Source organism: Roseovarius sp. CAU 1744 (genome assembly GCF_039839345.1).
Taxonomy (GTDB): Bacteria; Pseudomonadota; Alphaproteobacteria; order Rhodobacterales; family Rhodobacteraceae; genus Roseovarius.
Genome location: NZ_JBDOQV010000007.1, coordinates 166,072 through 188,509 on the forward strand (window position 1 = coordinate 166,072; position 22,438 = coordinate 188,509).

At 58.2% G+C, this 22,438-nt stretch carries 21 protein-coding genes and 2 pseudogenes; 18 read left to right on the forward strand and 5 right to left on the reverse strand.

Annotated features, from left to right (window positions below; translation table 11 throughout):
• The first annotated feature begins 29 nt into the window (after positions 1-29).
• The 3 genes from edd to pgi are packed head-to-tail and all read left to right on the forward strand — an operon-like array spanning position 30 to position 4,120.
• Positions 30-1,841, forward strand: coding sequence for a phosphogluconate dehydratase (edd, locus tag AAFO92_RS15535; protein ID WP_347536584.1), 1,812 nt, complete (start codon positions 30-32; stop codon positions 1,839-1,841).
• A gap of 3 nt (positions 1,842-1,844) precedes the next feature.
• Positions 1,845-2,498, forward strand: a complete 654-nt coding sequence (locus tag AAFO92_RS15540) for a bifunctional 4-hydroxy-2-oxoglutarate aldolase/2-dehydro-3-deoxy-phosphogluconate aldolase (protein ID WP_347536586.1) — start codon at positions 1,845-1,847, stop codon at positions 2,496-2,498.
• Entirely contained in the window at positions 2,495-4,120 is a 1,626-nt protein-coding gene (pgi, locus tag AAFO92_RS15545) for a glucose-6-phosphate isomerase (RefSeq protein WP_347536588.1), read from the forward strand. The genes AAFO92_RS15540 and pgi overlap by 4 nt, the downstream gene beginning before the upstream one ends.
• A gap of 188 nt (positions 4,121-4,308) precedes the next feature.
• On the opposite strand, the gene AAFO92_RS15550 is transcribed toward pgi, so the two are convergent.
• Both AAFO92_RS15550 and AAFO92_RS15555 read right to left on the reverse strand, forming a co-directional pair.
• Complete coding sequence (locus AAFO92_RS15550) at positions 4,309-4,515, reverse strand: integrase core domain-containing protein (RefSeq protein WP_347536590.1); 207 nt, start codon at positions 4,513-4,515, stop codon at positions 4,309-4,311.
• An 83-nt stretch (positions 4,516-4,598) separates the two neighbouring features.
• The gene (locus AAFO92_RS15555; RefSeq protein ID WP_347536592.1) at positions 4,599-4,814 is read right to left on the reverse strand and encodes a DDE-type integrase/transposase/recombinase; all 216 of its coding nucleotides are present in this window, start codon (positions 4,812-4,814) and stop codon (positions 4,599-4,601) included.
• A gap of 726 nt (positions 4,815-5,540) precedes the next feature.
• Here AAFO92_RS15555 and repA point away from each other — a divergent pair.
• The 5 genes from repA (at position 5,541) to AAFO92_RS15580 (ending at position 9,873) form a co-directional block, all read left to right on the forward strand.
• The gene (gene repA, locus AAFO92_RS15560) at positions 5,541-6,725 is read left to right on the forward strand and encodes a plasmid partitioning protein RepA (protein ID WP_347536594.1); all 1,185 of its coding nucleotides are present in this window, start codon (positions 5,541-5,543) and stop codon (positions 6,723-6,725) included.
• A complete protein-coding gene (gene repB / locus AAFO92_RS15565) occupies positions 6,725-7,693 on the forward strand; it encodes a plasmid partitioning protein RepB (RefSeq protein ID WP_347536596.1) in 969 nt (322 codons plus the stop codon). Before repA ends, repB begins: the two co-directional genes overlap by 1 nt.
• A 240-nt stretch (positions 7,694-7,933) precedes the next feature.
• A complete protein-coding gene (gene repC, locus AAFO92_RS15570; protein WP_347536598.1) occupies positions 7,934-9,229 on the forward strand; it encodes a plasmid replication protein RepC in 1,296 nt (431 codons plus the stop codon).
• Between the two features lie 54 nt (positions 9,230-9,283).
• On the forward strand, positions 9,284-9,541 hold the full coding sequence (locus AAFO92_RS15575; RefSeq protein ID WP_347536600.1) for a type II toxin-antitoxin system ParD family antitoxin: 258 nt from the start codon (positions 9,284-9,286) through the stop codon (positions 9,539-9,541).
• Positions 9,538-9,873 carry a type II toxin-antitoxin system RelE/ParE family toxin gene (locus tag AAFO92_RS15580; RefSeq protein WP_347536602.1) on the forward strand — a complete coding sequence of 112 codons (336 nt, stop codon included), beginning with the start codon at positions 9,538-9,540 and terminating at the stop codon, positions 9,871-9,873. The genes AAFO92_RS15575 and AAFO92_RS15580 overlap by 4 nt, the downstream gene beginning before the upstream one ends.
• A 6-nt stretch (positions 9,874-9,879) precedes the next feature.
• Here AAFO92_RS15580 and AAFO92_RS15585 read toward each other — a convergent pair whose 3' ends face one another.
• Positions 9,880-10,980, reverse strand: coding sequence for a tyrosine-type recombinase/integrase (locus AAFO92_RS15585; RefSeq protein WP_347536604.1), 1,101 nt, complete (start codon positions 10,978-10,980; stop codon positions 9,880-9,882).
• Positions 10,981-11,144: 164 nt separating this feature from the next.
• On the opposite strand from AAFO92_RS15585, the gene AAFO92_RS15590 reads away from it, so the two are divergent.
• The 6 genes from AAFO92_RS15590 to AAFO92_RS15615 all read left to right on the forward strand — a co-directional run bounded on the left by AAFO92_RS15590 (position 11,145) and on the right by AAFO92_RS15615 (position 17,274).
• Positions 11,145-12,686 (forward strand): Mu transposase C-terminal domain-containing protein, encoded by a 1,542-nt coding sequence (locus tag AAFO92_RS15590; RefSeq protein ID WP_347536606.1) that lies wholly within the window; start codon positions 11,145-11,147, stop codon positions 12,684-12,686.
• On the forward strand, positions 12,679-13,557 hold the full coding sequence (locus tag AAFO92_RS15595; protein ID WP_347536608.1) for a TniB family NTP-binding protein: 879 nt from the start codon (positions 12,679-12,681) through the stop codon (positions 13,555-13,557). The genes AAFO92_RS15590 and AAFO92_RS15595 overlap by 8 nt, the downstream gene beginning before the upstream one ends.
• Before the next feature lie 71 nt (positions 13,558-13,628).
• Positions 13,629-14,573, forward strand: a complete 945-nt coding sequence (locus tag AAFO92_RS15600) for a hypothetical protein (protein WP_347536610.1) — start codon at positions 13,629-13,631, stop codon at positions 14,571-14,573.
• Between the two features lie 206 nt (positions 14,574-14,779).
• Complete coding sequence (locus tag AAFO92_RS15605) at positions 14,780-15,733, forward strand: DUF1403 family protein (RefSeq protein ID WP_347536612.1); 954 nt, start codon at positions 14,780-14,782, stop codon at positions 15,731-15,733.
• Positions 15,730-16,362, forward strand: coding sequence for an SMC-Scp complex subunit ScpB (locus tag AAFO92_RS15610; protein ID WP_347536614.1), 633 nt, complete (start codon positions 15,730-15,732; stop codon positions 16,360-16,362). The genes AAFO92_RS15605 and AAFO92_RS15610 overlap by 4 nt, the downstream gene beginning before the upstream one ends.
• 225 nt (positions 16,363-16,587) lie before the next feature.
• On the forward strand, positions 16,588-17,274 hold the full coding sequence (locus AAFO92_RS15615; RefSeq protein ID WP_347536860.1) for an IS6 family transposase: 687 nt from the start codon (positions 16,588-16,590) through the stop codon (positions 17,272-17,274).
• An 82-nt stretch (positions 17,275-17,356) separates the two neighbouring features.
• Here the strand turns inward: AAFO92_RS15615 and AAFO92_RS15620 are convergent.
• Positions 17,357-17,605, reverse strand: a pseudogene (locus AAFO92_RS15620) (transposase); the annotation flags it as partial.
• A 58-nt stretch (positions 17,606-17,663) separates the two neighbouring features.
• A pseudogene (locus AAFO92_RS15625) lies at positions 17,664-17,807 on the reverse strand (IS481 family transposase); the annotation flags it as partial.
• Between the two features lie 388 nt (positions 17,808-18,195).
• Between AAFO92_RS15625 and AAFO92_RS15630 the strand changes: the two are divergent.
• The 4 genes from AAFO92_RS15630 (at position 18,196) to AAFO92_RS15645 (ending at position 21,981) form a co-directional block, all read left to right on the forward strand.
• Positions 18,196-19,161, forward strand: a complete 966-nt coding sequence (locus tag AAFO92_RS15630; protein WP_347536616.1) for an MBL fold metallo-hydrolase — start codon at positions 18,196-18,198, stop codon at positions 19,159-19,161.
• Positions 19,162-19,529: 368 nt separating this feature from the next.
• Complete coding sequence (locus tag AAFO92_RS15635) at positions 19,530-20,102, forward strand: XRE family transcriptional regulator (RefSeq protein ID WP_347536618.1); 573 nt, start codon at positions 19,530-19,532, stop codon at positions 20,100-20,102.
• Between the two features lie 59 nt (positions 20,103-20,161).
• Positions 20,162-21,103 (forward strand): 2-dehydropantoate 2-reductase, encoded by a 942-nt coding sequence (locus AAFO92_RS15640; RefSeq protein WP_347536619.1) that lies wholly within the window; start codon positions 20,162-20,164, stop codon positions 21,101-21,103.
• Complete coding sequence (locus AAFO92_RS15645) at positions 21,100-21,981, forward strand: DMT family transporter (RefSeq protein ID WP_347536620.1); 882 nt, start codon at positions 21,100-21,102, stop codon at positions 21,979-21,981. Before AAFO92_RS15640 ends, AAFO92_RS15645 begins: the two co-directional genes overlap by 4 nt.
• Positions 21,982-22,438 lie beyond the last annotated feature (457 nt).

A 22,438-nucleotide genomic window follows, 5' to 3' on the forward strand; every position in this document is an offset into this window, starting at 1 on the left:
ACTGCTACACAAAATCAGCGAGGGCAGTTATGACCCCCCCAACCGACACCGTTCTGCGCGTCACCGACCGAATCATCACCCGAAGCGAGACCTCGCGGGCGGCATATCTGAAACGCATGGAAGCGGCGCGGATCAAAGGCCCGGCCCGGGCACATCTTTCATGCAGCGGTCAGGCTCATGCCTACGCGGCCTCCGGCCCGGACAAGGACCGGCTGAGTGAGGTCAGCGCAGGAAATCTCGGTATCGTCACCACCTATAATGACATGCTGTCGGCCCACCAGCCCTTTGAACGCTTCCCCGAATTGATCCGCGCCGCCGCGCGCGAGGTAGGCGGCACCGCGCAGGTCGCGGGCGGTGTGCCTGCGATGTGCGATGGCGTCACGCAGGGCGAGGCGGGGATGGAGCTGTCGCTTTTCTCCCGCGACGTCATTGCACTGGCCGCGTCGGTGGCGCTCAGCCACAATACGTTCGATGCCGCCGTATTCCTTGGTGTCTGCGACAAGATTGTGCCGGGGCTGGTGATCGCGGCGCAGGCCTTCGGTCATCTGCCGGCGGTCTTCCTGCCCGCCGGACCGATGCAAAGCGGCATGCCCAATGACGAAAAATCCAAGGTGCGTCAGCAATTCGCCGCCGGGGAATGCCGCCGCGACAGGCTGATGGAGGCCGAAATGGCCGCCTATCACGGCCCCGGCACCTGCACCTTCTACGGCACCGCCAACACCAACCAGATGCTGATGGAGTTCATGGGCCTGCACCTGCCGGGGGCCAGCTTTGTGCATCCCAACACGGATCTGCGCGATGCGCTCACCCGCGAAGGCGCCAAGCGAGCGCTCAACCTCAGCGCTTTGGGCAACGATTACACGCCGGTCTGCAGCATCCTCGACGAAAAGGCGTTCGTGAACGGTATCGTCGGGCTTAATGCCACGGGCGGGTCGACCAACCTGCTGATCCACCTCGTCGCCATGGCACGTGCTGGCGGGATCGTGCTGGACTGGCAGGATTTCTCGGACTTATCCGAGGTAACGCCGCTGATGGCGCGGGTCTATCCCAACGGGCTGGCCGATGTGAACCATTTCCACGCCGCAGGCGGGCTGGGCTACATGATCGGAGAGCTTCTGGGCGCGGGTCTGTTGCATGCCGACACGCGCACCATCGCGGGCACCGGGCTTGAGCACTACACGCAAGAACCCCGCTATGCCGATGGCACGCTCAGCTGGCGCGCCGGGGCGGGCGAAAGCCTCAATGAGAAGATCCTGCGTCCCGCGAAGGTTCCGTTCCAGCCGACCGGCGGTCTCAAACGGCTCACGGGCTCGCTGGGCACGGCGGTGATTAAGGTCTCGGCGGTCGCGCCCGAGCATCAGGTGGTCGAGGCCCCCGCGCGAGTGTTTCACGACCAGGGGGAGGTCAACGCGGCCTTCAAGGCGGGCGAACTGACCGGCGATTTGGTGGTTGTGGTCCGTTTCCAGGGGCCAAAGGCCAACGGCATGCCGGAACTGCACAGCCTGACCCCGATCCTGTCGATCCTGCAGGGGCGCGGGCAAAAGGTGGCGCTAGTGACCGACGGGCGTATGTCCGGTGCGTCAGGCAAGGTACCCGCCGCGATCCATGTCTGCCCCGAGGCTGTCGATGGTGGCCCGATCGCGCAGCTGCAGGATGGCGATCTTGTCCGCGTCGATGCGGTGGCCGGGGTTCTGGAGATCCTCGCCGAGGGCGTGGCCGACCGCCTCGTCGCCACCCCCGATCTCACCGCCAATCAGGCGGGCACCGGGCGCGAGCTTTTCGCGACCTTCCGCAACACTGTCAGCGCCGCCACTGCCGGTGCCACGATCTTTGGAGGCTGATCCATGCCCCTTACGCCCCATGACGCAAGCCACGAAACCCGTCGAATCTGCGCGCTGGCCTCGATTGTCCCCGTTCTGGTGATCGAGGACGCGCGCCATGCCCGCCCCCTGGCCGAGGCCCTGGTTGCCGGCGGCCTGCCCGCGCTGGAGGTCACCCTGCGCACCCCCGCCGCGCTGGATGCAATCCGCGCCATGGCCGAGGTGCCGGGCGGCTTCGTGGGTGCCGGAACGCTGGTGACCCCCGAAGATGTCCGTGCCGCCAAGGCTGCTGGCGCGACCTTCGGCGTGTCCCCCGGTGCCACTGACCTGTTGCTGGATGCCTGCGAAAACGAGGGCCTGCCGCTCCTGCCCGGGGCCGCCACCGCCTCCGAGGCGATGCGCCTGCTGGCGCGGGGCTACGACATGCTCAAGTTCTTCCCCGCCGAGGCCTCCGGCGGCGCTCCCGCCCTCAAGGCCATCGGCGCCCCCCTGCCCCAGATCACCTTCTGCCCCACCGGCGGGGTCAGCCCGCAAAATGCCGAAAGTTACCTGAGCCTGCCCAACGTGCTGTGCGCAGGCGGCAGCTGGGTCGCGCCAGCGGATATGGTAACCGCCGGGAACTGGGCAGGCATCGAGGCACTGGCCCGCGAGGCCGCGAAACTCGGGAACGAAAGATGAGCGATATCTGGAACACACTGGCGCAGAACCGCGCCGCGACGCAGGACCGCGCAATTCTCTCGCTCTTCGACGATCCGGCGCGGCTTGACATGTTCTCGGCCGAAGCCGACGACATGCTTCTGGACCTCTCCAAGACAAATATCGACGCCGAGGCGCTTTCGCTCCTGATCCGGCTGGCCGAAGACACGGGCGTTGCCCAGAAACGCGATGCCATGTTCCGGGGCGACAAGATCAACACGACCGAGAACCGCTCCGTTCTGCACACCGCCCTGCGCACCAACGAGGCCACGCCCTTGCTGGTCGATGGTCAGGACGTGCGGCCCGGCGTTGCCGATACGCTCTTGCGGATGGAACAGTTTGCCGACGGCATCCGATCCGGCAAGATTACCGCCGCCAAGGGCCGGGCCTTTACCGACGTGGTCAATATCGGCATCGGCGGCTCGGATCTGGGCCCGGCGATGGCGACGCTGGCGCTGGCGCCCTATCACGACGGGCCGCGCTGCCATTTCGTGTCGAACGTGGACGGTGCCCATGTCACCGACACGCTGCGCGATCTCGACCCGGCAAGCACGCTCATCATCATCGCGTCCAAGACCTTTACCACGATCGAAACCATGACCAATGCCGCAACCGCCATCGACTGGCTGCGCGCAGGAGTCGGGGAGGATGTCAGCGCCCATCTGGCCGCCGTCTCCACCGCGCTGGATAAGACCGCTGCGATGGGCATCGACCCCGCGCGCGTCTTCGGTTTCGCCGACTGGGTCGGCGGGCGCTATTCGCTCTGGGGCCCCGTGGGCCTGCCGATCATGCTGGCCATCGGGCCCAGTAATTTCCGCGCATTCCTGTCCGGCGGTCACGCCATGGACCGGCATTTCCAATCGGCGCCTCATGGCCGCAACCTGCCGGTCCTGCTGGCGCTGGTGGGCCTCTGGCACCGCAATATCTGTCACTATCCCACCCGCGCTGTGCTGCCCTACGATCAGCGGCTATCGCGCCTGCCCGCCTACCTGCAACAGCTCGACATGGAGAGCAACGGCAAGAGTGTGTCAATGGGCGGCGCCGAACTTGGGCGCGGCTCGGGGCCGGTCGTCTGGGGCGAGCCCGGCACCAACGGCCAGCACGCTTTCTATCAACTTCTGCATCAGGGCACCGAGGTCATCCCAGCCGAATTCCTGATCGCCGCCGAGGGCCATGAACCCGCGCTGCGCGTGCATCATGATCTGTTGAAAGCCAACTGCCTGGCACAATCCGAAGCGCTGATGCTTGGTCGGACCTTCGACGAGGCCAAGGAGATCGTCGCCCGCCTCGGATTCGAAGGCGCGCAATTGCCGGTCCGGGCGGCACACCGCACCTTTCCGGGCAACCGCCCGTCCATCACGCTGGCCTATCCGAAACTCTCTCCGTTCACCCTGGGTCAGATCATCGCGCTCTATGAACACCGGGTCTTTGTCGAGGGCGCCATCTGGGGCATCAACTCCTTCGACCAGTGGGGCGTGGAGCTTGGCAAGGAGCTTGCCAACACGCTGTTGCCCATGGTCCAGGGAGCGCCGTCCAACGACAAGGATGCCTCAACCCAAGGCTTGATTAATAAACTGACAGCATCCAAAAAATTTGTCAATTGAACGACGTCCCCTACTGGGGGTCCGTTGCATTAATCTCGTTTTTGGTGTGATCGTTTGGATAAGGAGGACGAATTTTGCCACGCCGTAACCCGTTTAAAGGTCACCGCTTTCCAAAAGAAGTCATGCTAAAGTGGTCCCGGTTTTCCGGACAGTTCAGCCGCTGATATAAGATGCATCCGGATTAGGTTTCATGCCGCCAATTTCTGATTTCGACCTTGCCAATATGCCTCCTTTGGTGTTCTGCGCTCAAGCGAAGAATGGTGTCTTTCGGAGTTGTAGAAGGTCATCCAGTTGCAGATTATCTGCTTGGCCTGGAAGCCGTCGGCGATTTCTTCGAGATAGACCGCCTCCCGCGTGAGCGAGCGCCACAGCCGCTCAATGAAAATGTTGTCCATGCAGCGCCCCGGCCATCCATCGGGATGCGCTCCCCGACCTCGGTCAGGGTGGGGACCCAGACCAATCCGGTGAACTGGCTGCCCTAGTCGGTGTTCACTATCTTCGGCGGACCGAACTTGCCAAAAACGTCTGTCAACGCCTCGACACAAAAGTCGGCGTGCATCGTGTTCGACAGTCGCCAGCTCAGCACTTTCCGCTTCGCCCAGCCCATGATCGCCACGAGGTAGAGGAAGCCGCACTTGACGGGGATGAAGGTGATGTCAGCACACCAGACCTGGTTCGGCCGGTCGATGGTCATCTGCCCCGACAGATAGGGATAAACCGGGTGATGCGGATGCGACTTGGCTGGTCCTCGGGCGTTTGTAGATCGCCTACATGTCGCTCGGACCGATATGTTGGAATTGTTGCGAAGTTCGTATCAGAAACAAAGACGATGTCTAGTTAGTCCCCTACCCCATTTGAGGCGCTTCTTACGTGCGAAAATGCTCCCCTGCCCTGCCCTGCCCTGCGGTGCATTAGTTTTCTGCGTAAACATCTTGTTTGACTGCTCGGTCCCGCCCCTTCGGTTCCTTTCGGTATTCCTTATGAAACACTAAACCGCAGTGCTGGAATTTGATTGCTTGCCAATGTTTGCGCAAATGTCGGGTCCTCCCATGGCCAGATTCCAGACCCCCCTGCCCTACTCTGCTGAAGTTGAATTAATTCAGTACTTATAAAGAGGCGAAGACGGTTCAATACGATTAATTGAATGCTGTTCGTCTCAGGCCAAGTTTCAAGGTGACTTCAAAATTCTAGTTTGTTCAATTCGAATCATGGACACTGTGCGACGCAAGAGTCAGCAGGCTTATTTCCAGGCTAACGGGTTTACAACTGTAAACGGATTTGATCTTCTGCAGTGCATATAGCGTTAGTTGGCTTAGTTAGACACTAAATAGGCCAAAATCCTTGACTTAAGCACGTGAATCACAGCTTCTACCCTCAAGTGGCGCGAAAAAGGCCATGTTTTTTAAATTGAGGCAACCAGATGATTCCCGTGACACCGCTGGCTACTGAACGACCTTCAAGTCTCGCGACAGAAATCTCCGAACGTCTCAACGCCGCAATTCGAGAACATCTTCTTGCTGCGTTCGCGCCTGATAATACAAAATCTCTACGGAAGTTCTCAGCCCCAGAAGTTGCTGAACTTTTGGGTGTGTCCGGACAATTTATGCGAAAGGTTCACGCCGAAAAGACGGTACCAGAGCCTAGCGATATACGAGGTGGCCGACGTTACTACACTGCTCATGAAGTTTGGAACGCGCGTGCTATCCTTGAGCAATCCTCACGCAAGAAAGGTCGCTATGTGCCGTCTCGTTCAGAAGAGGAAAAACTCCAAGTCTGGCAATTGATGAATTTCAAAGGCGGAAGCAGCAAGAGTACGACGACCATTCATCTCGCCCACTACTTCGCGCTGCGTGGATACCGAATTTTAGTCGTTGATCTCGATCCGCAGGGCTCTTTGACATCCATGTGCGGCATCAGCCCGGAAATCGAGTTCGATGGGCTAACGATCTATGACGCCATCCGGTACGAAGACCCTGTTGGTATGAGTGACGTCGTCGTGCCTACGTATTTTCCGGGGCTTCATGTTGCACCTTCCAGGCTGATACTCTCCGAATTTGAGACGGAATCGGCGGTTCATTCCAACCCTGAGCAACCGTTTTTCACCCGGATCAGAAATGCTCTGATGCAAGTTGAGGATGACTTCGACATCGTGCTTGTCGATAGCCCTCCACAGCTAGGGTTTCTGACGATTGCAGGTATGGCCGCCGCAAGTTCGCTGATCGTGCCGCTGACTCCATCAATGCTGGATGTTTCCTCAACCGCACAGTTTCTGGAACTCGCTGGCGCTTACATGGGCGTCATAGAAGATGCAGGGGCAACATTAGAGTATGACCACTTCAAGTTTCTGATCACTCGGGATGAACCCACTGATATCCCCTCTCAGCAACTCTCTTCCTTTATGCGAGCACTGTTTCAAGACCGGGTTATGTCGGCGACCGCATTAAAAAGCACTGCAATCAGTGATGCCACGATGCTCAAACAATCGATCTACGAGGTGGTTCGTTCTGAAATGACGCGGGCAACCTACGATCGTGCCAAGGGATCCATGGACGCGGTCGGCAAAGAAGTGGAGCGCATGATTCATCAATCGTGGGGACGTTCATAATGGCTAGAAAATCACTACAGGATATGACCGGAATTGCCAGCACGATCGCCCGGTCCGGCACAATGCAGAAAGAGTCACCACCCAAGACAAGTGCCCCTGCCCTTGGCGCTCTTCATGGGTCGCTAGCGTCAATTCGCGAGATCGACCCCAGTCTTATCGATGATTGGGGACCGACTGACCGGCTCAGTGAGTTTACAGCTGTAAACCAGGATGATGATGACGACAGTTTTGAGGCGCTAAAGAATAGTATTCGTGACGGAGGACAGCAGGTCCCCATCTTGGTTCGAAAGTCAAAAGTAAACGGACGGTATGAAGCCATATTTGGCCGGCGGCGACTGAAGGCATGCAGTGAACTCGGATTGAAAGTGAGAGCAAATGTTCAGGACATCGATGATGCAACAGCGCTTCTCGCTAAGGGTCTCGAAAACGCCGCGCGCCGAAACCTGTCTTTCTATGAAAAAGCACGCTTTGCCGAAGCCATAATGGACGCTGGCCATGACGCTTCGACCGTCAGGCAAGTTTTGAATTTGTCAAAGTCTGGCCTTTCGCACCTCACGAAAGTGACTCAGAACATTCCCATCAAAATAGGCGATCTCATAGGGGCTGCTCCTAAATCAGGACGACCGAAGTGGACGGCTCTTGCAGAACTATTTATCGCCGGAAAACTCACTGAGCGCTCGGCTTCGAAAACGCTTGAAGATTTTGCAGCTGGCTTGAGCTCGGATGACCGTCTGGAAAACCTTCTGAAAGAGGTAGCTAAACGGGGGGCGAGACCGGCTAGCGGAGTGAAGGAAACCAACCCGGTCGATGGAGTGATTATCAAGTCTGGACGCGGTTCAGTCTCACTGTCCGCTAAAAAGGCAGGCAGCAATGCGGCATTTGCTGCATGGCTTGATGGAAATCTCGCCGAAATTATTAAGCGATCCTATGCCGAGTTTACAGCTGTAAACACGCAGGATGACACTTGAGGAAGAGCAGAAAGGAGGAACGCAAACAAAGAGAACCCCCGAAACCGAAGCTTCGAGGGCTGCTGCGCAAAGCGCAAATCTTAGATTTGACACCTAGATTCTAACAGCCCGCGAATCGCCACACAAGAAAAAACGCTTCTGAGCGAACGGGATTTCTTTGTCTGCTAGCAAAATATGACAAAATTCAACGATGCTCCGCAGGGAGCGACTGGGACAGGCCTGCCTCAGAACAGTGGAGGTATGTCCGATATCAACCAAAACTCGGGTTGGCGGAAAGTAACGTCTGGCTTGGCGGTTGCTGAGCGGCTGGCAGAAGCAGGGGAGCAGTCGGCTGTTCCCAAGTCACAGGCCTTTGTGGCTGTTAAGCGAATTGGAGCACACATTGGCCTCAAGGCGGGCGATATGCTGCTTCTCGACACGCTCGGGGCCTTCACGCAGGCCCAGGATTGGGAGGAGGGGCGTCGGCCGATCGTCTGGGCGTCCAACGCCTACCTGATGGAACAGACAGGCTTCTCGCTATCTGCGTTGAAACGCCATGCACGACGCCTGGCGGAGATCGGCGTGATTTCCTTCAAGGACAGCCCCAATGGCAAGCGGTGGGGCCGCAGGGATGCGGATAGCGTGATCATCGAGGCCTACGGATTCGATCTGTCGCCGCTCTCGGCGCGCGCAGAGGAATTCGCGCAGCTGCACGCAGAATTGCAGGCGGAACGCGAGCTCTGCCAGCGTCTGAAGCGCCAGATCACCGTCGCACGCCGTATGATCCGTGCCCGGATCGAAGCGGCACTCAGTGGCGCGCTGAGAGGCCCGTGGACGCATCTCGCAGGGATGCTTGAGGATCTCCTGTCTCGGCTACCGCGCCGGAATACGGCTTCTGAGACGCTGGAACGACTCCTGGATTGGTTCAGGCAGCTGCAGGAGCGTGTCGAGGTGACTTATCTCAAGGCAGTTCGAGCGGATGAGGTTGTGGAAAACACGCCTGAAACCATCGAGCAAGCCAGTGAAGAGACTCAAGAAATGAACCCCAGGGAGGTCATTTCTGACCCTCATATACTAATTACAACCCAACTTAATCCTGTAACCTGTAATCGCTCAGAAACTGAGCAAGCAGCGGGCGTGGTGCCAAATGCGCCACCGGAAGAGCAGATCGATACGGAGTTGGAAGATTGGGTTACTGAGGCGCGGAAAAAACGCGGGGCAGCGCTCGATTTGCCCACGGTGATGCAGGCCTGTCCTGAATTCGCATCCTGGGCGCACACCATGGGCGGATATTTGAGGGATTGGGGCGATTTGCACCGGGTTGCCGGGCAGTTGAGGCCGATGATCGGCGTCTCAGAGCATGCTTGGAACCTCGCGCAGGATCGTCTAGGGCCCCAGATCGCGACAGCGGCGCTTGTTCTGACCTTCGACAAGCATGCCAAGGGCGAAGTTGCGTCACCGGGCGGCTATTTGCGCGGTATGGTCGAGAAGGCCGGGGCAGGGGAGCTGCATCTCGAGCGCAGTTTCTATGGCCGGTTGAGTGGACAGGCCGCGTGAGATGTTGATTGATTATGGGCATTGGCATATATTGCCAATGAGGAGTTTTGCATCATGGTGACACGCAACGTTGTTCTCACCGAGACCCAGGATGAGCTGGTCCAGGCACTGGTCGCCTCCGGCCGCTATCAGAATGTCAGCGAAGCCATGCGGGCGGGTCTCCGTCTGCTCGAACAGGAAGAGGCGCAGCTTGCCGGCATTCGGGAGGGCCTGTTTGAGGGTCTTCAGCAGGCGGAACGTGGTGATCTGGCCGAGGGCAGCGGGATGGAAGCGGTCCGTCGGGCCTTTGCGAGGGCGCGGACAACCTCATGAGCCGGTCTTTTCGGCTGACCCGCCGCGCGGAAGGCAGCCTGGTCGAGATTGCCCGTTGGACTATCGAGAAATTTGGGCATCGCCAGGCAGACATTTACGAATCCGAACTGCTTTCCCGCTGCGAAGCGATCGTGAATGGCCAGGCACATAGTCGAAGCTGTTCGATCCTGGTCGATGGGGCCGAAGATCTGCGCTATCTCAGGGCAGGGGAGCATTTCCTGGTGTTTCTGGACCGGCCTGAGGAAGTGATCATGGTTGATATCCTGCATTCGCGCAGTGATTTGCCGCGCCACATTGCGGCACTGACAGCGCTCAGGAGCAACGAAGACTGATCGTATTCAAAGCCCCGCGGCCTTGGTCAGGTTCACCCGGAACCGGTCCCGGCGGCGCTGGTAGCGGCGGGTCATCTCGGCCGAGGCATGGCCGAGCTGTTTCTGGACGTAGCGCTCATCGACTTCCGCCGAACTGGCGAGACCTGCGCGTAGGGAATGGCCGGAGAACAGGGCGAGGCGTTCCTTTTCAGGCAGCTCAGCCCGGATGCCGCTTTTCAGCACGGTGGCCTTGATGAGGCGGGCAACGTGTTTGTCCGAAAGCCGCGCGTCCAGTGCCCGTTTCCCGTCGCGCGATGTGCGGACGAAGACCGGTCCAAAGTCGATCCTGGCAAAGTGCAGCCATTGCTCGAGCGCATGCACCGGGCAGGTCTTTTCGTCGGACCCACGGCCGATCTCGACCTCGCGCCAGCCGGTCTTGGCATTGAGCGTCAGCAACGCACCACCTTCCACGATCTCGATCCAGCCGCCGCTGTCAGGCGTGTCGTCCTTTTGGACATCAAGGCTGACGATTTCACTGCGTCTCAGTCCGCCCGTAAAACCGATCAGCAGGATGGCCCGGTCCCGCAAGCCCCGCAGATCGAAGGGTAGGGTGGCGACCATGGCGAGGATGTCCTCGGGCAGGATCGCCTCTTTCTGCACTGGGGGACGGGCATGCTTGCGCTTGATCCCGGCCAGCACGGTGGCGATGTGCCGATCCTTGCGATCGAGCGTGGCACCCCGCTGCGCATAGTTCCAGGCGAGCCCGGAGAGCCTTCTGTCGATCGTTGAAACCGATAGGGCAGGGGCCTTTCCAGCCGGCGCGGCCAGGTCGGTCAGATAAAGCCCGATCATCTCGGGCGAGGGGGGCAGGGGATCTGTACCTTTCATCCTGCACCAGCGCGCGAAGTGCTTCCAGTCGGCGGCATAAGCCTTGTTGGTGTTCTTGGCCGTCGAGGCTTTGGCAAAATCGCGCGCGGTGTCGACCAATCGGTCGAGCGTGCTTGAACCCGCGACATGAGAGGGCAAGGCGATCGCATCGCTTTTCGCTTGATCTCTCTCGTCGCCCTGAGCATCATCAAACGTGTCAGAGGGCGCTGAGGTCAACTTCTCGCTTTCTGAGTCCACCATTTCCCCACAATGTCGGACTGCTGGATTTCTTGAGACTGCGGGCCATTTGTTTTCAAGGGTTTGCCGGTTCTTCATTTTTGAGATTGAGTCGGAATTCATGAGACTGTACATGGATGTGAGTCACTATTCGTGAGACTACACAGCGTCCGTGCATCGATCAAGTCATGTCCGATAATTCTGCAGCCGACAAAGATTGGGAAGAGGCCGAGTTCCGCGCGAGAGTGCTTGCGGACCTGCCGGAACAGCTCACTGATGGCGACGTTGCCTGGGCGATGCAGCAGCTGGATGTGAGCCGGGCGACGGTCTATCGTTTGGCGAAGCAGTTCCGGGAAGATGCGCGGACCAGTGCGCTTCTGCCGAATACGTCCGGCCCCAAGCCGGGCATGCAGCCGCTGGATCCGGCGGTGGAAGCGATCGTATCCCGCCTGTTTAGAGACTTTTACGCCACCCGTCGTAAACCGACCAAAACGCGGTTTTGGCGGGAGGGCAGGGACAAGGCCGAACGCCGGCACCTGGCCACGCCCGGTGTGCTCACGGCGAGCCGTCCGCTGGATATCGTCCAGATCGATCACACCAGGGCCGATGTGACGGTGGTCGATCCGGTCACGCGACACCCGCTCGGCCGGCCGACGCTGACCGTGGCGATCGACGTGAACAGCCGCATGGTTCTGGGGTTTCACCTGTCGCTGGAGCCGCCATCACTTCTGTCGGTCGCGCTCTGTCTGACCCATGCGGTGATGGAGAAATCACACTGGCTGGCGGCGCGCGGCATCAATACAGACTGGCCCGCGCAGGGCATCCCCAGGGCAATTTACGTGGACAATGGCGCGGAATTTCACGCCCGGGCCTTCGGGCTTGCCTGTTCCGAGTACCAGATCGATCTGCAGCACCGCCCGCCCGGCACACCGCGCTATGGCGGGCATGTCGAACGGTTGATTGGTACGATGATGGGGGCGGTGCATCTGTTGCCGGGGTCGCATTTCTCGAACATCTTCGAGCGTGGCGATCTCGATGCGGAGGCCGAAGCGGTGATGACTCTGCAGGAGCTGGAAACCTGGCTCGCGTTGGAAATCACCGGGTCCTACCACGTGCGGGTCCACAGCGCGCTGGAAACCACGCCTGCGGCGGCCTGGGCCGCGCATACGGACGAGGCCCGGCTTCGCATGCCCGCCGATCTCCGGCAGTTCCTGGTGGATTTCCTGCCCTCGGAGCAACGTGTCCTGCAGCGTGACGGTTTTCATCTCTTCCATATCCGCTACTGGTCGGACGAGCTGCGTTGGCTGATGGGCCGGGAGAGCCGCAAATACATGCTAAAATACGATCCGCGCGACCTCTCGCGCATTTTCGTGCTGACCGGAGACGGGATCATCGAGGCCCGGCCCGCCGACCTGACGCGGCCCGCGATCACGCTCTGGGAACACCGCGCGGCGCGGCGCGCCTTGCGCGAGGAAGGGCGCCGGTCGGTGGACGAGGAGCTGATCTTCCGGACGATCCAGGCGCAACGCGACCTCGTGGAGAGCGCCGAGCGGCAAACGAAAGCCATGCGACGCCACAAAGCCCGGCGGGCGCATCTCGACCCGCGCCCGATGATCGATGTGACGCCTGAATCGGAGCCACAGAAGGCTTTGCCGGCACCTGAAACCAAGCGCAACGCGCTCAAGGATCACCCGGGGTTCCATGTCGAGGAATGGTACGACGATGACTGAGTTTCCGCATCTTTTTCCAGGCGCCGGCAGGATTGCCGCGCTCAGCGCCGAGGAGCGTATTTTGCGCATCCGGGCCGATCGATGGGTGTCCTATCCCCGGGCCGAGGCGGCCCTGGCCAAGCTGGAGACCTTGCTGGCCTTCCCGGAGCGCGCCCGGATGCCGAACCTGCTTCTGGTCGGCGAAAGCGGCATGGGCAAGACCATGATCATCGAGAAATTCACCCGCGATCATGCCGCCAGCTTCAACGATATGACCGGGCGGCTGCACATGCCGGTCGTCGCGGTGCAGATGGTCTCGGGGCCGGACGAGACACGGTTTTATCGTCGGATTCTGGCCGCGATCGGCGCTCCGGAGCCGCCAAGGGCGACGCTTTCCGTGCTGGAAAGCTTGGCCTTGCGGCTGCTCACCGAATTGCGCCCTCAAATGCTGGTGATCGACGAGATTCACAGCCTGCAGGCCGGCACCATCCGCGAACAGGCGCGGTTCCTGAACATGCTTCGTTTCCTCGGCAACGAGTTGCGCATACCGTTGGTCTGTGTCGGCACCGCCCAGGCGCGCAATGCACTGCGCACCGATGCGCAACTGGTGCGCCGCTTCGAGGCATTTGCGCTGCCGCCCTGGCGAGAAGGGGCGGATTTCACCGGGCTGATGAGCACGCTCACGCGCAGCCTGCCGCTCCGGCGCGAAAGCGAGATCGACGAGAAGGCGCTCACGCGGATCCTCAAGGTGACCGATGGCATCACCTCGGGCATTTTTTCGATCATGTCGCAGCTGGCGATCGCTGCCATCGAAAGCGGCGAGGAACGGATCCTGTCCCGCGATGTTCTGCGTGGCGACAGCTTGCGGGTGGTCCTGGGAGAACCGGTTTGACAGGAGAGCGCCGCCTGCCGGTCGTGCTCCCGCCCGAGACGGATGAACGGCTGTCCTCCTGGATCGCACGAATGGCTTCTTTCTACGCCATGATCGTTCCCGAATTCCTGGCGGAACTTGGCTTGTCTGGGCGCGATCCGTTCGACCTGGAAGGACGCCTTTCGGACGGGGAGGGGGCTCTGATCGCGGCCCGAACCGGGCTTTCGGTCGCGGCGCTGCAGGCCATGACGTTTCAGGAAGTCACCCCCGACGCCCGGATGATGATCGCGCGCCAGAACCGCCATCGCTGCCCGCATTGCCAAGCCGATGTGCACGGCAAGTCGTTGGCATTGCCCTGGGTGTTTCACTGTCCTGTTCACGGCGCAGACTTGCAGGATGCCACCGGCGCAACCTTACCCGAGATGTTGGGGGACGCCCGGATGGCAGCCTTGGCGACGCATGCAAAAGCCGGTTCCGCCATTCTCGACGCCTGGGCACGTGGGGCGGGGCAGGGGGCTCTGGACGCACCGGAAATGCTGGCCGTCCTGACAGCGCGGCACCGACGCGCTTCACCACCGTCCCTGTCCGAGCAACCGCGCATGTCGCTGCAGACCCGGCGGGACTACCACGCGTTTCTCACCATGCCGATCATCCGTCAGGCGCTGACGGTCATCGTTCCCGAATACGATCAGGTGGCGCCAGTGCTGGCCAAACCGGTGCGCCCAGGCTTGTATGGTCTGGCACAAGGCTCGTTATTGCAGGGTTTCGCGCTGACGGTTGGCATCGGCCGGATCGTCGAGGAGCCCGTTGCCCTGGCTATCGCCGTGCTGCTCGCCAGCGACACAGACGGGCAGGGGCGGGTGCAGGACGCACTCAGATCATGGCCGCTCTCGTTGAGAAGACGTATAGCTGCCCGGCTCTGGCGCGCTCAGCGCGACGAGAGAGATCGCCAGATTGCCGAAAAACCCACGAGACGGCGCCAGTCTCACGAATACCGGCGCGTCCAGTCTCATGAATACCGCTCCAGAATCTCATGAACCCCGGCCGGTTTTTCAGGGAAGTGCTTGAATCTCATGAATTCCGGTCATCCGACACACAAATTCACTATTTTTGAGACTGTGATGCAGCGTATCCTGTTACGTCCGATAAGGCAAACTTATTGGACATGGCGGAGACCAGCAAAGCGGGGCGGTTTATACACTATAATGTGGCCAAAAGCGCCGTGAGAGACTAGTGTTGTGGCATGACATATCAGTCTGCAGCTATCTCGAATGACCTGAGCAGCTTACCAAAGCTGCCTGATTGGGTCACGTCAGGTCGTGCCGAAACCCTTGACACTGTGGCCTTTCGGTCAGGAGCAACGCTCACGGTGCTCGGTCAGCTGGTCAGCGATCCCAGGCATGGCGTGCCGGTGAAATTGCTCGCTAGTCGATTGGCGTTGAGCGCGGCGACAGCGACCTCGAAACTCGAAGGACGGCTGGCGCGGGAGGCTGACATCCGCGACGCCTACCACCTGACGCCGCCGGGCGAGACGCGGGGGCCGGATGGCGATCTGCTGGCCTTCTGGCGCGAGGCGGTGCGGCTTCGGCTGGGCGGACCCGGTGAGATTGCCGACCTAGTTGGCGCGGACTTCGCGAGGGAGGTGGGCATCTGGCTCGATACGGGGTTGGAGCGGGCTCGAACCCATGGGCCTCTGGCGGGGTGCATGGTCGTCCTGCAGGCCGTGCTACAGGCCGACGATCGGGCGGAACGTGTCGCCTGCCTACTGTCCGATCTTGTCTTGACGCGGGTCCTGAACTGGAAAACCGTGTTGCCTGTCTCTGCACGGCGGCTGACAAAGTCGGCGCTACGAGACCTGAACGCAAAAGGGCAGGGGGCCGAGCTGGCAGTCCAGGCGCGGATCCTCGAGTCTATCGAGGAGACGATCCAGTTGGCGCGCGACCTCGCGCGCCGCGCCAAGGCCCTTCGCACCGTCGCCCCGAAGTTGCGCGCGAAAGGGTCGGATGCGGCGGTCGACCTGTTCCTGACCGAGGATGCGATAGCGCCGGCCTCGATGCTCTCGCCGTACATTTACGGCACCACGATCCCTATGACGTCCCGCGCCGCGCGTCGCTTCTGCGACCGGCTGGTGGAGTTGGGTGTCGCACGGGAGCTGACCGGGCGCCCCACGTTCCGGCTTTATGGGATCGCGCCATGACGGCCGCGACCAGGAAACGGAAACCAACGGATGAGGACGGGGCCGTCTTTGATCGGGAGCTCGACGACCTGCCACGGGAATTACGCTGGCGCGAATGGATGGGTCGCATCGAGGCGGTGCTGTTCGCCAGGTCCTCGCCGGTTGGCCGCGAGGACCTGGCCCGCGTGGTGGGGCAGGAGGCCTCGGTCGAGATGCTGATCGACGACATTCAGGCGGAGCTGACCGGTCGTCCCTACGAGTTGGCACAGGTGGCGGGCGGGTGGATGTTTCGCACCAAGGCGCAGTTTTCTGGGGCAATCAAGGCGGCGGCCGATCTGGGAGAGCAATCGCTGGGTTTCACCGAGATGGAGATGGGTGTGCTTTGCGCCATCGCCTATCACCAGCCGATCGATCGGGCGGGGCTGCGGGAGATATTCGGGAAAGAGATCAGCCGCGATCTATTGGCGCGGCTCCGATACAAGGACCTGATCGCCAGCGGGCCACGTGCACCTCGGCCTGGGGCACCGCATACCTTCGTGACGACAGAGACGTTCCTAGTGACGTTCGACCTGCAGAGCCTGCGGGATCTTCCGGAGCTGGAACTCGACCCCGATGAACGTTCAGCGGTATTGGTGTGTGAACAAGAATGACAACCGAATGGGAGTGGATCGTACCCTTTAAAGGTCGGAATCGTTCTGGATCCGTCGAACAGAACTTCCTCTGCAGGTCGGGCAATGTCTACGTGATGGACAACCATCGCGCGGCCCTGTGGTGCTGGCTCCAGGAGGGTAGTGTCGCAAAGTTATGCTGAATCTTGCAATCCGGCCCTGATCGAATATGGGTTCGCAAAAAAGAAAGAGCAGCAGGTCGGTTCCATGTCAGTGAGTTTCAAGGGGTGCCATTACCCCAAAGATGTCATCCTATACGCGGTGTTTTTCTATGTGCGCTACGCCGTGTCTTACCGCGACCTTGAGGAGATTATGGCCGAGCGGGGTGTGATTATGGATCATGCAACGCTGAACCGATGGGTGGTGAAATTCGCTCCGCTGATTGCTGGTCAAGCACATAAACGGAAAGGCCCAACAGCCAATTCCTGGCGAATGGACGAAACCTACGTTAAGGTCAAAGGCATCTGGATGTATCTTTACCGCGCCGTTGACCGTGGCGGGCAAACGGTTGATTTCATGCTGTCAAAGCATCGTGACACAGCCGCAGCCCGGCGTTTCTTCAAGCGGGCGATCGAGGTGAACGGTGCCCCGGACCGCATCGTCATCGACAAAAGCGGTGCCAATCTGGCTGGAATCGAAGCGGTCAATGTCATCAGAAAATTCTCCGGTGATGGTCGGCTCATTGCGGCTGTTCAGTCGAAATATCTAAACAACATGGTCGAGCAGGATCACCGCGCCATCAAACGACTGACACGCCCAATCCAAAGCTTTGGGGCGTTCCATTCTGCGTCTGCCACGCTTCAGGGGATCGAGGTTGCGCATATGATCCGCAAAGGTCAGTTTGGTCAGAATGGTGCGGCCGTGTTCCAGCAGTTTGCGCAACTCGCAGCATAACTGTGTCCTGCGGCTGGACCTGCGCGACCGACCTGAAACTTTGCGACACTACCCTTCATTGGGACCCTCGCGCGAAGTACACCGTTGCCTTTTTTAAGATGTCGCGCTCCTCGGTCACACGGGCCAGCTCGCGCTTGAGCCGCCGGTTCTCAGCCTCATGGTCGATGCTGTTCGCTTTGGACACAGGTTCCCCGAACAGCTTCATCCATTTGTACAAAGAATGCGTACTGACGCCCAAGCGCCGAGAAACCTCCCGAACCGGATATCCGCGAACCGTAATCTGATGCACCGCGTCACGTTTGAACTCGTCGCTGTAATTGCTTGTCCCCATGTCGGCCTCCTAGCCTCAAAGTTAGGGGGCAAAGCGTCTACAAATCTAGGGGCACCTCAGTCTCGCGCTTGCGCCATTTGGCAACCGTTTTGACATTAATCCCAAGTTCCCGGCTCAACGCCGCGTTCGTAGCTTGCGATCGCTGTATTGCTGCTCTGACGGCGTGCGTGGTCGTGGCGCAGCCGTGACGTACTTGTCCAATAGTGCTTCCTTCCATTCCAAAGAATAGATCTCACCATCAAACCATGGGATCAAACACCTAGTAGGCTGGTAACTTTAGCTCACGTTTCCATTATAATAGACGATTTGGAAGATTCCGAATCTCTATGAAAGCTTGTTCTAATCTAAAGTGAGAGTCTTTCTAATACTTTGTAGTAACTTGATAAAAAGCAAACTCCCGGCAATCCTTTACCGCGCTTGCATATGGGTGTATCTCAGTCGCGTCGTGGATATTTTACTGTTTACACCATCCAAGTCTTCCATAATAGATGACGTAATCCCTAATCGAGACCGACCAAATCATGAAAGGTGGCCCCACTTTCTCTCTCCTTATGTGTCATATGGATTCTTAGCCTCAGAGGAACATTAAAATGCTGAACTCAACACGACGCCAATTTCTTGCATCAAGCGCTGGTGTGGCTGCACTAGGACTAACCGGCTCCCTCGCGTTTGCGCCTGCCGCGCAAGCAGCAGATCTACGCAAAAAGGGCCACTACACCTATAAAATAGGCGATATCGAAGTCACGTCAGTTTACGATGGTATCTGGGAAAACCAACTTTTTGATATCATTTCGCCTGGGAACCCCGCTAATGTCATAAAATCAAATCTAAAAGAAGCTGGCCATTCAGATAAGTTCATTCCGATCGAGTATGCGTTTACTGTAGTAAAAACTGGCGGTAGAATAATTCTGATCGATGCAGGAACGGGAGACCAATTACAGCCAACGGCCGGACTAGCGTCACGAGGCGGTTTGGAAGCCGCAGGTATATCACCCAGTAATGTCGATATGGTTTTAATTAGCCATATGCACCCTGATCACATTTACGGTCTTATGGAGAAGGACACAAATGCTCCAGTTTATCCCAATGCGGAAATACTCGTAAGTGAAACGGATTACAACTATTGGACCGATGCTTCGCTTCTGAGTACTCTGCCAGAATTCCGCAGAGACTTGGCCAAGCGTATTCAGGCTACCTTTCCAACTTGGAAAAATGTATCGCGTTTCTCGGGAGAGAAGGAAGTTGCACCTGGAGTACGAGCTGTCAAAAGTTTCGGGCATTCTCCTGGCCACATGAGCTATCATTTGAGCTCCGGTAATGATCAGCTTCTCCTACTTGGCGATGCGATCATTGTTCCCGCATTGTTTCTGAGAAACCTGGATTGGCAGTTGGCATTTGATGCCGACCGCGATCAGGCATCAGCAACACGTAAAGCAATAGTTGCCCAAGTTATTGCAGACGACGTCATGATAAGTGGGTATCATTTCGGCTTTCCTAACTCCGGAAAAATCAAAAAAGATGAGGGCAGTCATATCTTCATTCCAACGACTATCTAAGATTTCAACTCGAGCTATGTGCCCTTGCTCCGGACAACTGTTCCCGAAGGTGGCTGGAATGCTGCTCTGCAGCAAGTTGTCAGCCTGACCGCGCGCGCATTCCAAACATGTTTCAATCCGCTGCCGCGTATGCGGCAGCGGAAACAACGACCTACTTCCCGAATAACGAAAAATGCCTCTCATAAAAGGCAAGGCTTTCAAGGACGAACTCAGCTGGAAACAATCCGAAGAGCTGATCGCAAAAAATTTCCGGCACGGTATTGGAAGTGACGAGCGAAAAGTTGCGCGATGCCACGTGGGTTTCCGCCAAATGGAGCGCTTAGTGCAATGCCGTTGCGACTTTTTTCCACACATGGCACAATGGTTAGATGGTAGCAGCAGCGGTTTCGCACTCATTAAAGACACACAGGCAGAATCGTAGCCTGACGATACAGAAACTGGCAGACGCTTCAGGTGTCAGCCGTGCGATGATCTCTAAGATCGAACGGGGTGACGCAATGCCAACAACCTCGGTTCTTGGTAAATTGGCGGAAGCACTGGACACGTCTATTTCGCAGCTTGTTGGTGGGCCAGTGGCATCATCGGCAGTTACTGTACGCTCGGGCGATCAGCCAGAATATACTGATCCCAACTCAGGCTTTGTGAGACGATCCCTTTCACCACTCTATCAGGGTCGGGGTGTCGATTTTGTCCAGAACTCTTTGCCCCCAGGACAAGAGACTGAGCCGTTTCCATCCCACCGCATGGGAGTGGAAGAACATCTCTTTGTCCAGTCAGGGCAGTTGGAAGTGACCGTTGGCAGTGAAATTCACAAGCTGAGCACAGGTGATTTCCTGTTTTATCCGGCCAACCAGGAGCACAGCTTTCACAATACAGGTGATGATGAAGCCGTTTTCTTTATCGTCATCGATGGCACTGGCGCACAGACAGCGAAGAAATAGGTATTGCCGAGAAGCGATATTCTCCTAAAGTAGATTGCGTCTACTTTAGGAGAATAAGTATGCGGTTACTGATATTGGGCGCAGGAGGTATCGGCGGCTATCTCGCAGCACGGATGTCAGAAGCTGGACTAGCACCGCGACTGCTTGTCCGGCCAAAGCGCGCCAAAGCGCTGCAACAGCACGGACTGCATCTGGAAAGCCCACTGGGAAACTGGAGCGGATTGCCTGATTTGGCAACTGATGCCAAATCTCTTCCAGACGCCGATTTCATCTTTCTGAGCTGCAAGGCCTATGATCTGCGTTCAGCGCTGGATGCCGTTTCCCCATGCGTCTCAGGCTCCACAATCATTGTGCCGTTTCTGAATGGCGTTCGGCACATTGACGCGATCCATGCAAGGTTCACTGATTGTGCTGCCTGGGGTGGGGTCGCCCATCTTGGCGTCAAAGTGGACCCAAACGGATCGATCTGCCATTTCAACGATCTGAACCGGTTCTTCCTTGGCCCGCTGCATCCAGGTGTCGATGATGAGCGTGCGGTTGTGTTGATTGAAAAGATGCAGGCCTCTCCAATCGAACTGAGTTTAAGTGACGACATTCAACAGGATATGTGGGACAAGCTGGTTTTTCTGGGCACGCTTGCAGGGATGACCTGCTTGATGCGGGCTGACATTGGCACGATCCTCGCCACAGCGCAGGGTGAGGAATTGATCCTGCAATTGCTAGACGAATGCACCCGCATTGCTGAGGCAGAGGGATTCCCGCCAACGCGTGCAGCTTTGGGCGAATACCGAAAGCAGCTCACCGACCACAGTTCGCATTCTACTGCATCAATGCTCAGAGATATGGCCAGCGGTACGGAAACCGAAGCCGACCATATTCTGGGGGACCTCTCGAAGAGAGCTGCGCACAATGCTCTACGCGTACCACTGTTGAGAACTTGTCTCTCCCATTTGCAGGCGTATGAACTTGGATTGCGGGTCGCCGCTGTAAAATCCGCATGATGTATGTGCGAAAAAGTATTTTACTGGGACTACTTGGCGTTTTGTCCTTCAGCCTGACCCTGCCAATGACTCGTATTGCTTTGCAGGGACTGTCGCCGGATCAAATCGCTATCTGGCGGTCAATCGTGGCTGCGTTGGTGGCTGGAGCCGTATTGCTGGCGCTACGGCCCCAGCGACCGCGTGGTAGGCAGTTCATCCCATTGATCGGATGCAGTCTGGGCACGGTCTTCGGATTTCCGTTTTTTATATCGCTTGCAATGCAGACTGTTCCAGCGTCTCAGGGCGCAATCGTGGTGGGGCTTTTGCCAATCTCCACCGCTGTTTTTGGCGTTCTGATCGGCCGGGAGAGAGTCACCAACTTGTTTTGGGTCTATAGCGTAGTAGGGATGGCCCTGACGCTGGTGTTTGTGATCTGGCGAAATGGGGCCGAGTTTGGGGTCGGGAACCTATATCTGCTTATGGCTGTCGTTTCCGCCGGGTTCGGATATGCGGCGGGAGGTATGCTGTCGCGAGATATCAAGGCTTGGATCGTCGCCTGCTGGAGCCTGATAGTCGCGCTCCCTGTCTTGGCCGTGTTGGCAAGTTTCATGCCACCGGTGCCGCTGTCCAGTTCATGGCCGGTTCTCGCAGCTTTTTCTTACCTAGCGCTGGTATCACAGTTGCTTGGGTTCTTTGCCTGGTATCGTGGGCTGGCCCTGGGAGGCATCGCGCGGATATCGCAGCTACAGCTACTACAGGTCTTTTTTACACTGGGGTTTTCGGCACTTCTGCTGTCAGAAACCATCGGCATAAATGTCGCCGGTTTTGGTTTGGCTGTGTCACTGACAGTTTGGCTCGCCTCGAAGCAAAAGCAAACTGTAGCAACTTCGAAGGGGTGAACCTATAATGGGGACCATTATCACGAGCAAAAAACTGCAACAGTTGCCAGCAAATTCGTGGTTCCGGTCGCCACAACAATCTAGCGCTGAAAAACAAAAAAGGCGACATCCGGGAGGAGGTGGATGCCGCCTGATTTGGTCTGATTGGCTCAGGGAGGAGGTAGAACCAATCTCTGATATTGAAGATAGGGATCATGCTGCACTTGCACAATAGTCGAGCCGTGCAAATATTGCATTGCAGCATTGCGAAAGGGCAAAAATGTGCAAGGTTCTGTTTTGAGTGTCGGTTCTTGTGAACCTCAAAAGTGAAAGTCGGCTTTGGGTTTTGTTGGATCCGGAGTTTGGGGACGAGGTCTGACGGGGTTCCTGAGTGAATCGGCCACCAGCTATCGCGTTTTTTCCCGAACGTACCTCCGATCCGCGTGCGGTTCCCGCAGGCTCCCTAAAACACCGGAGA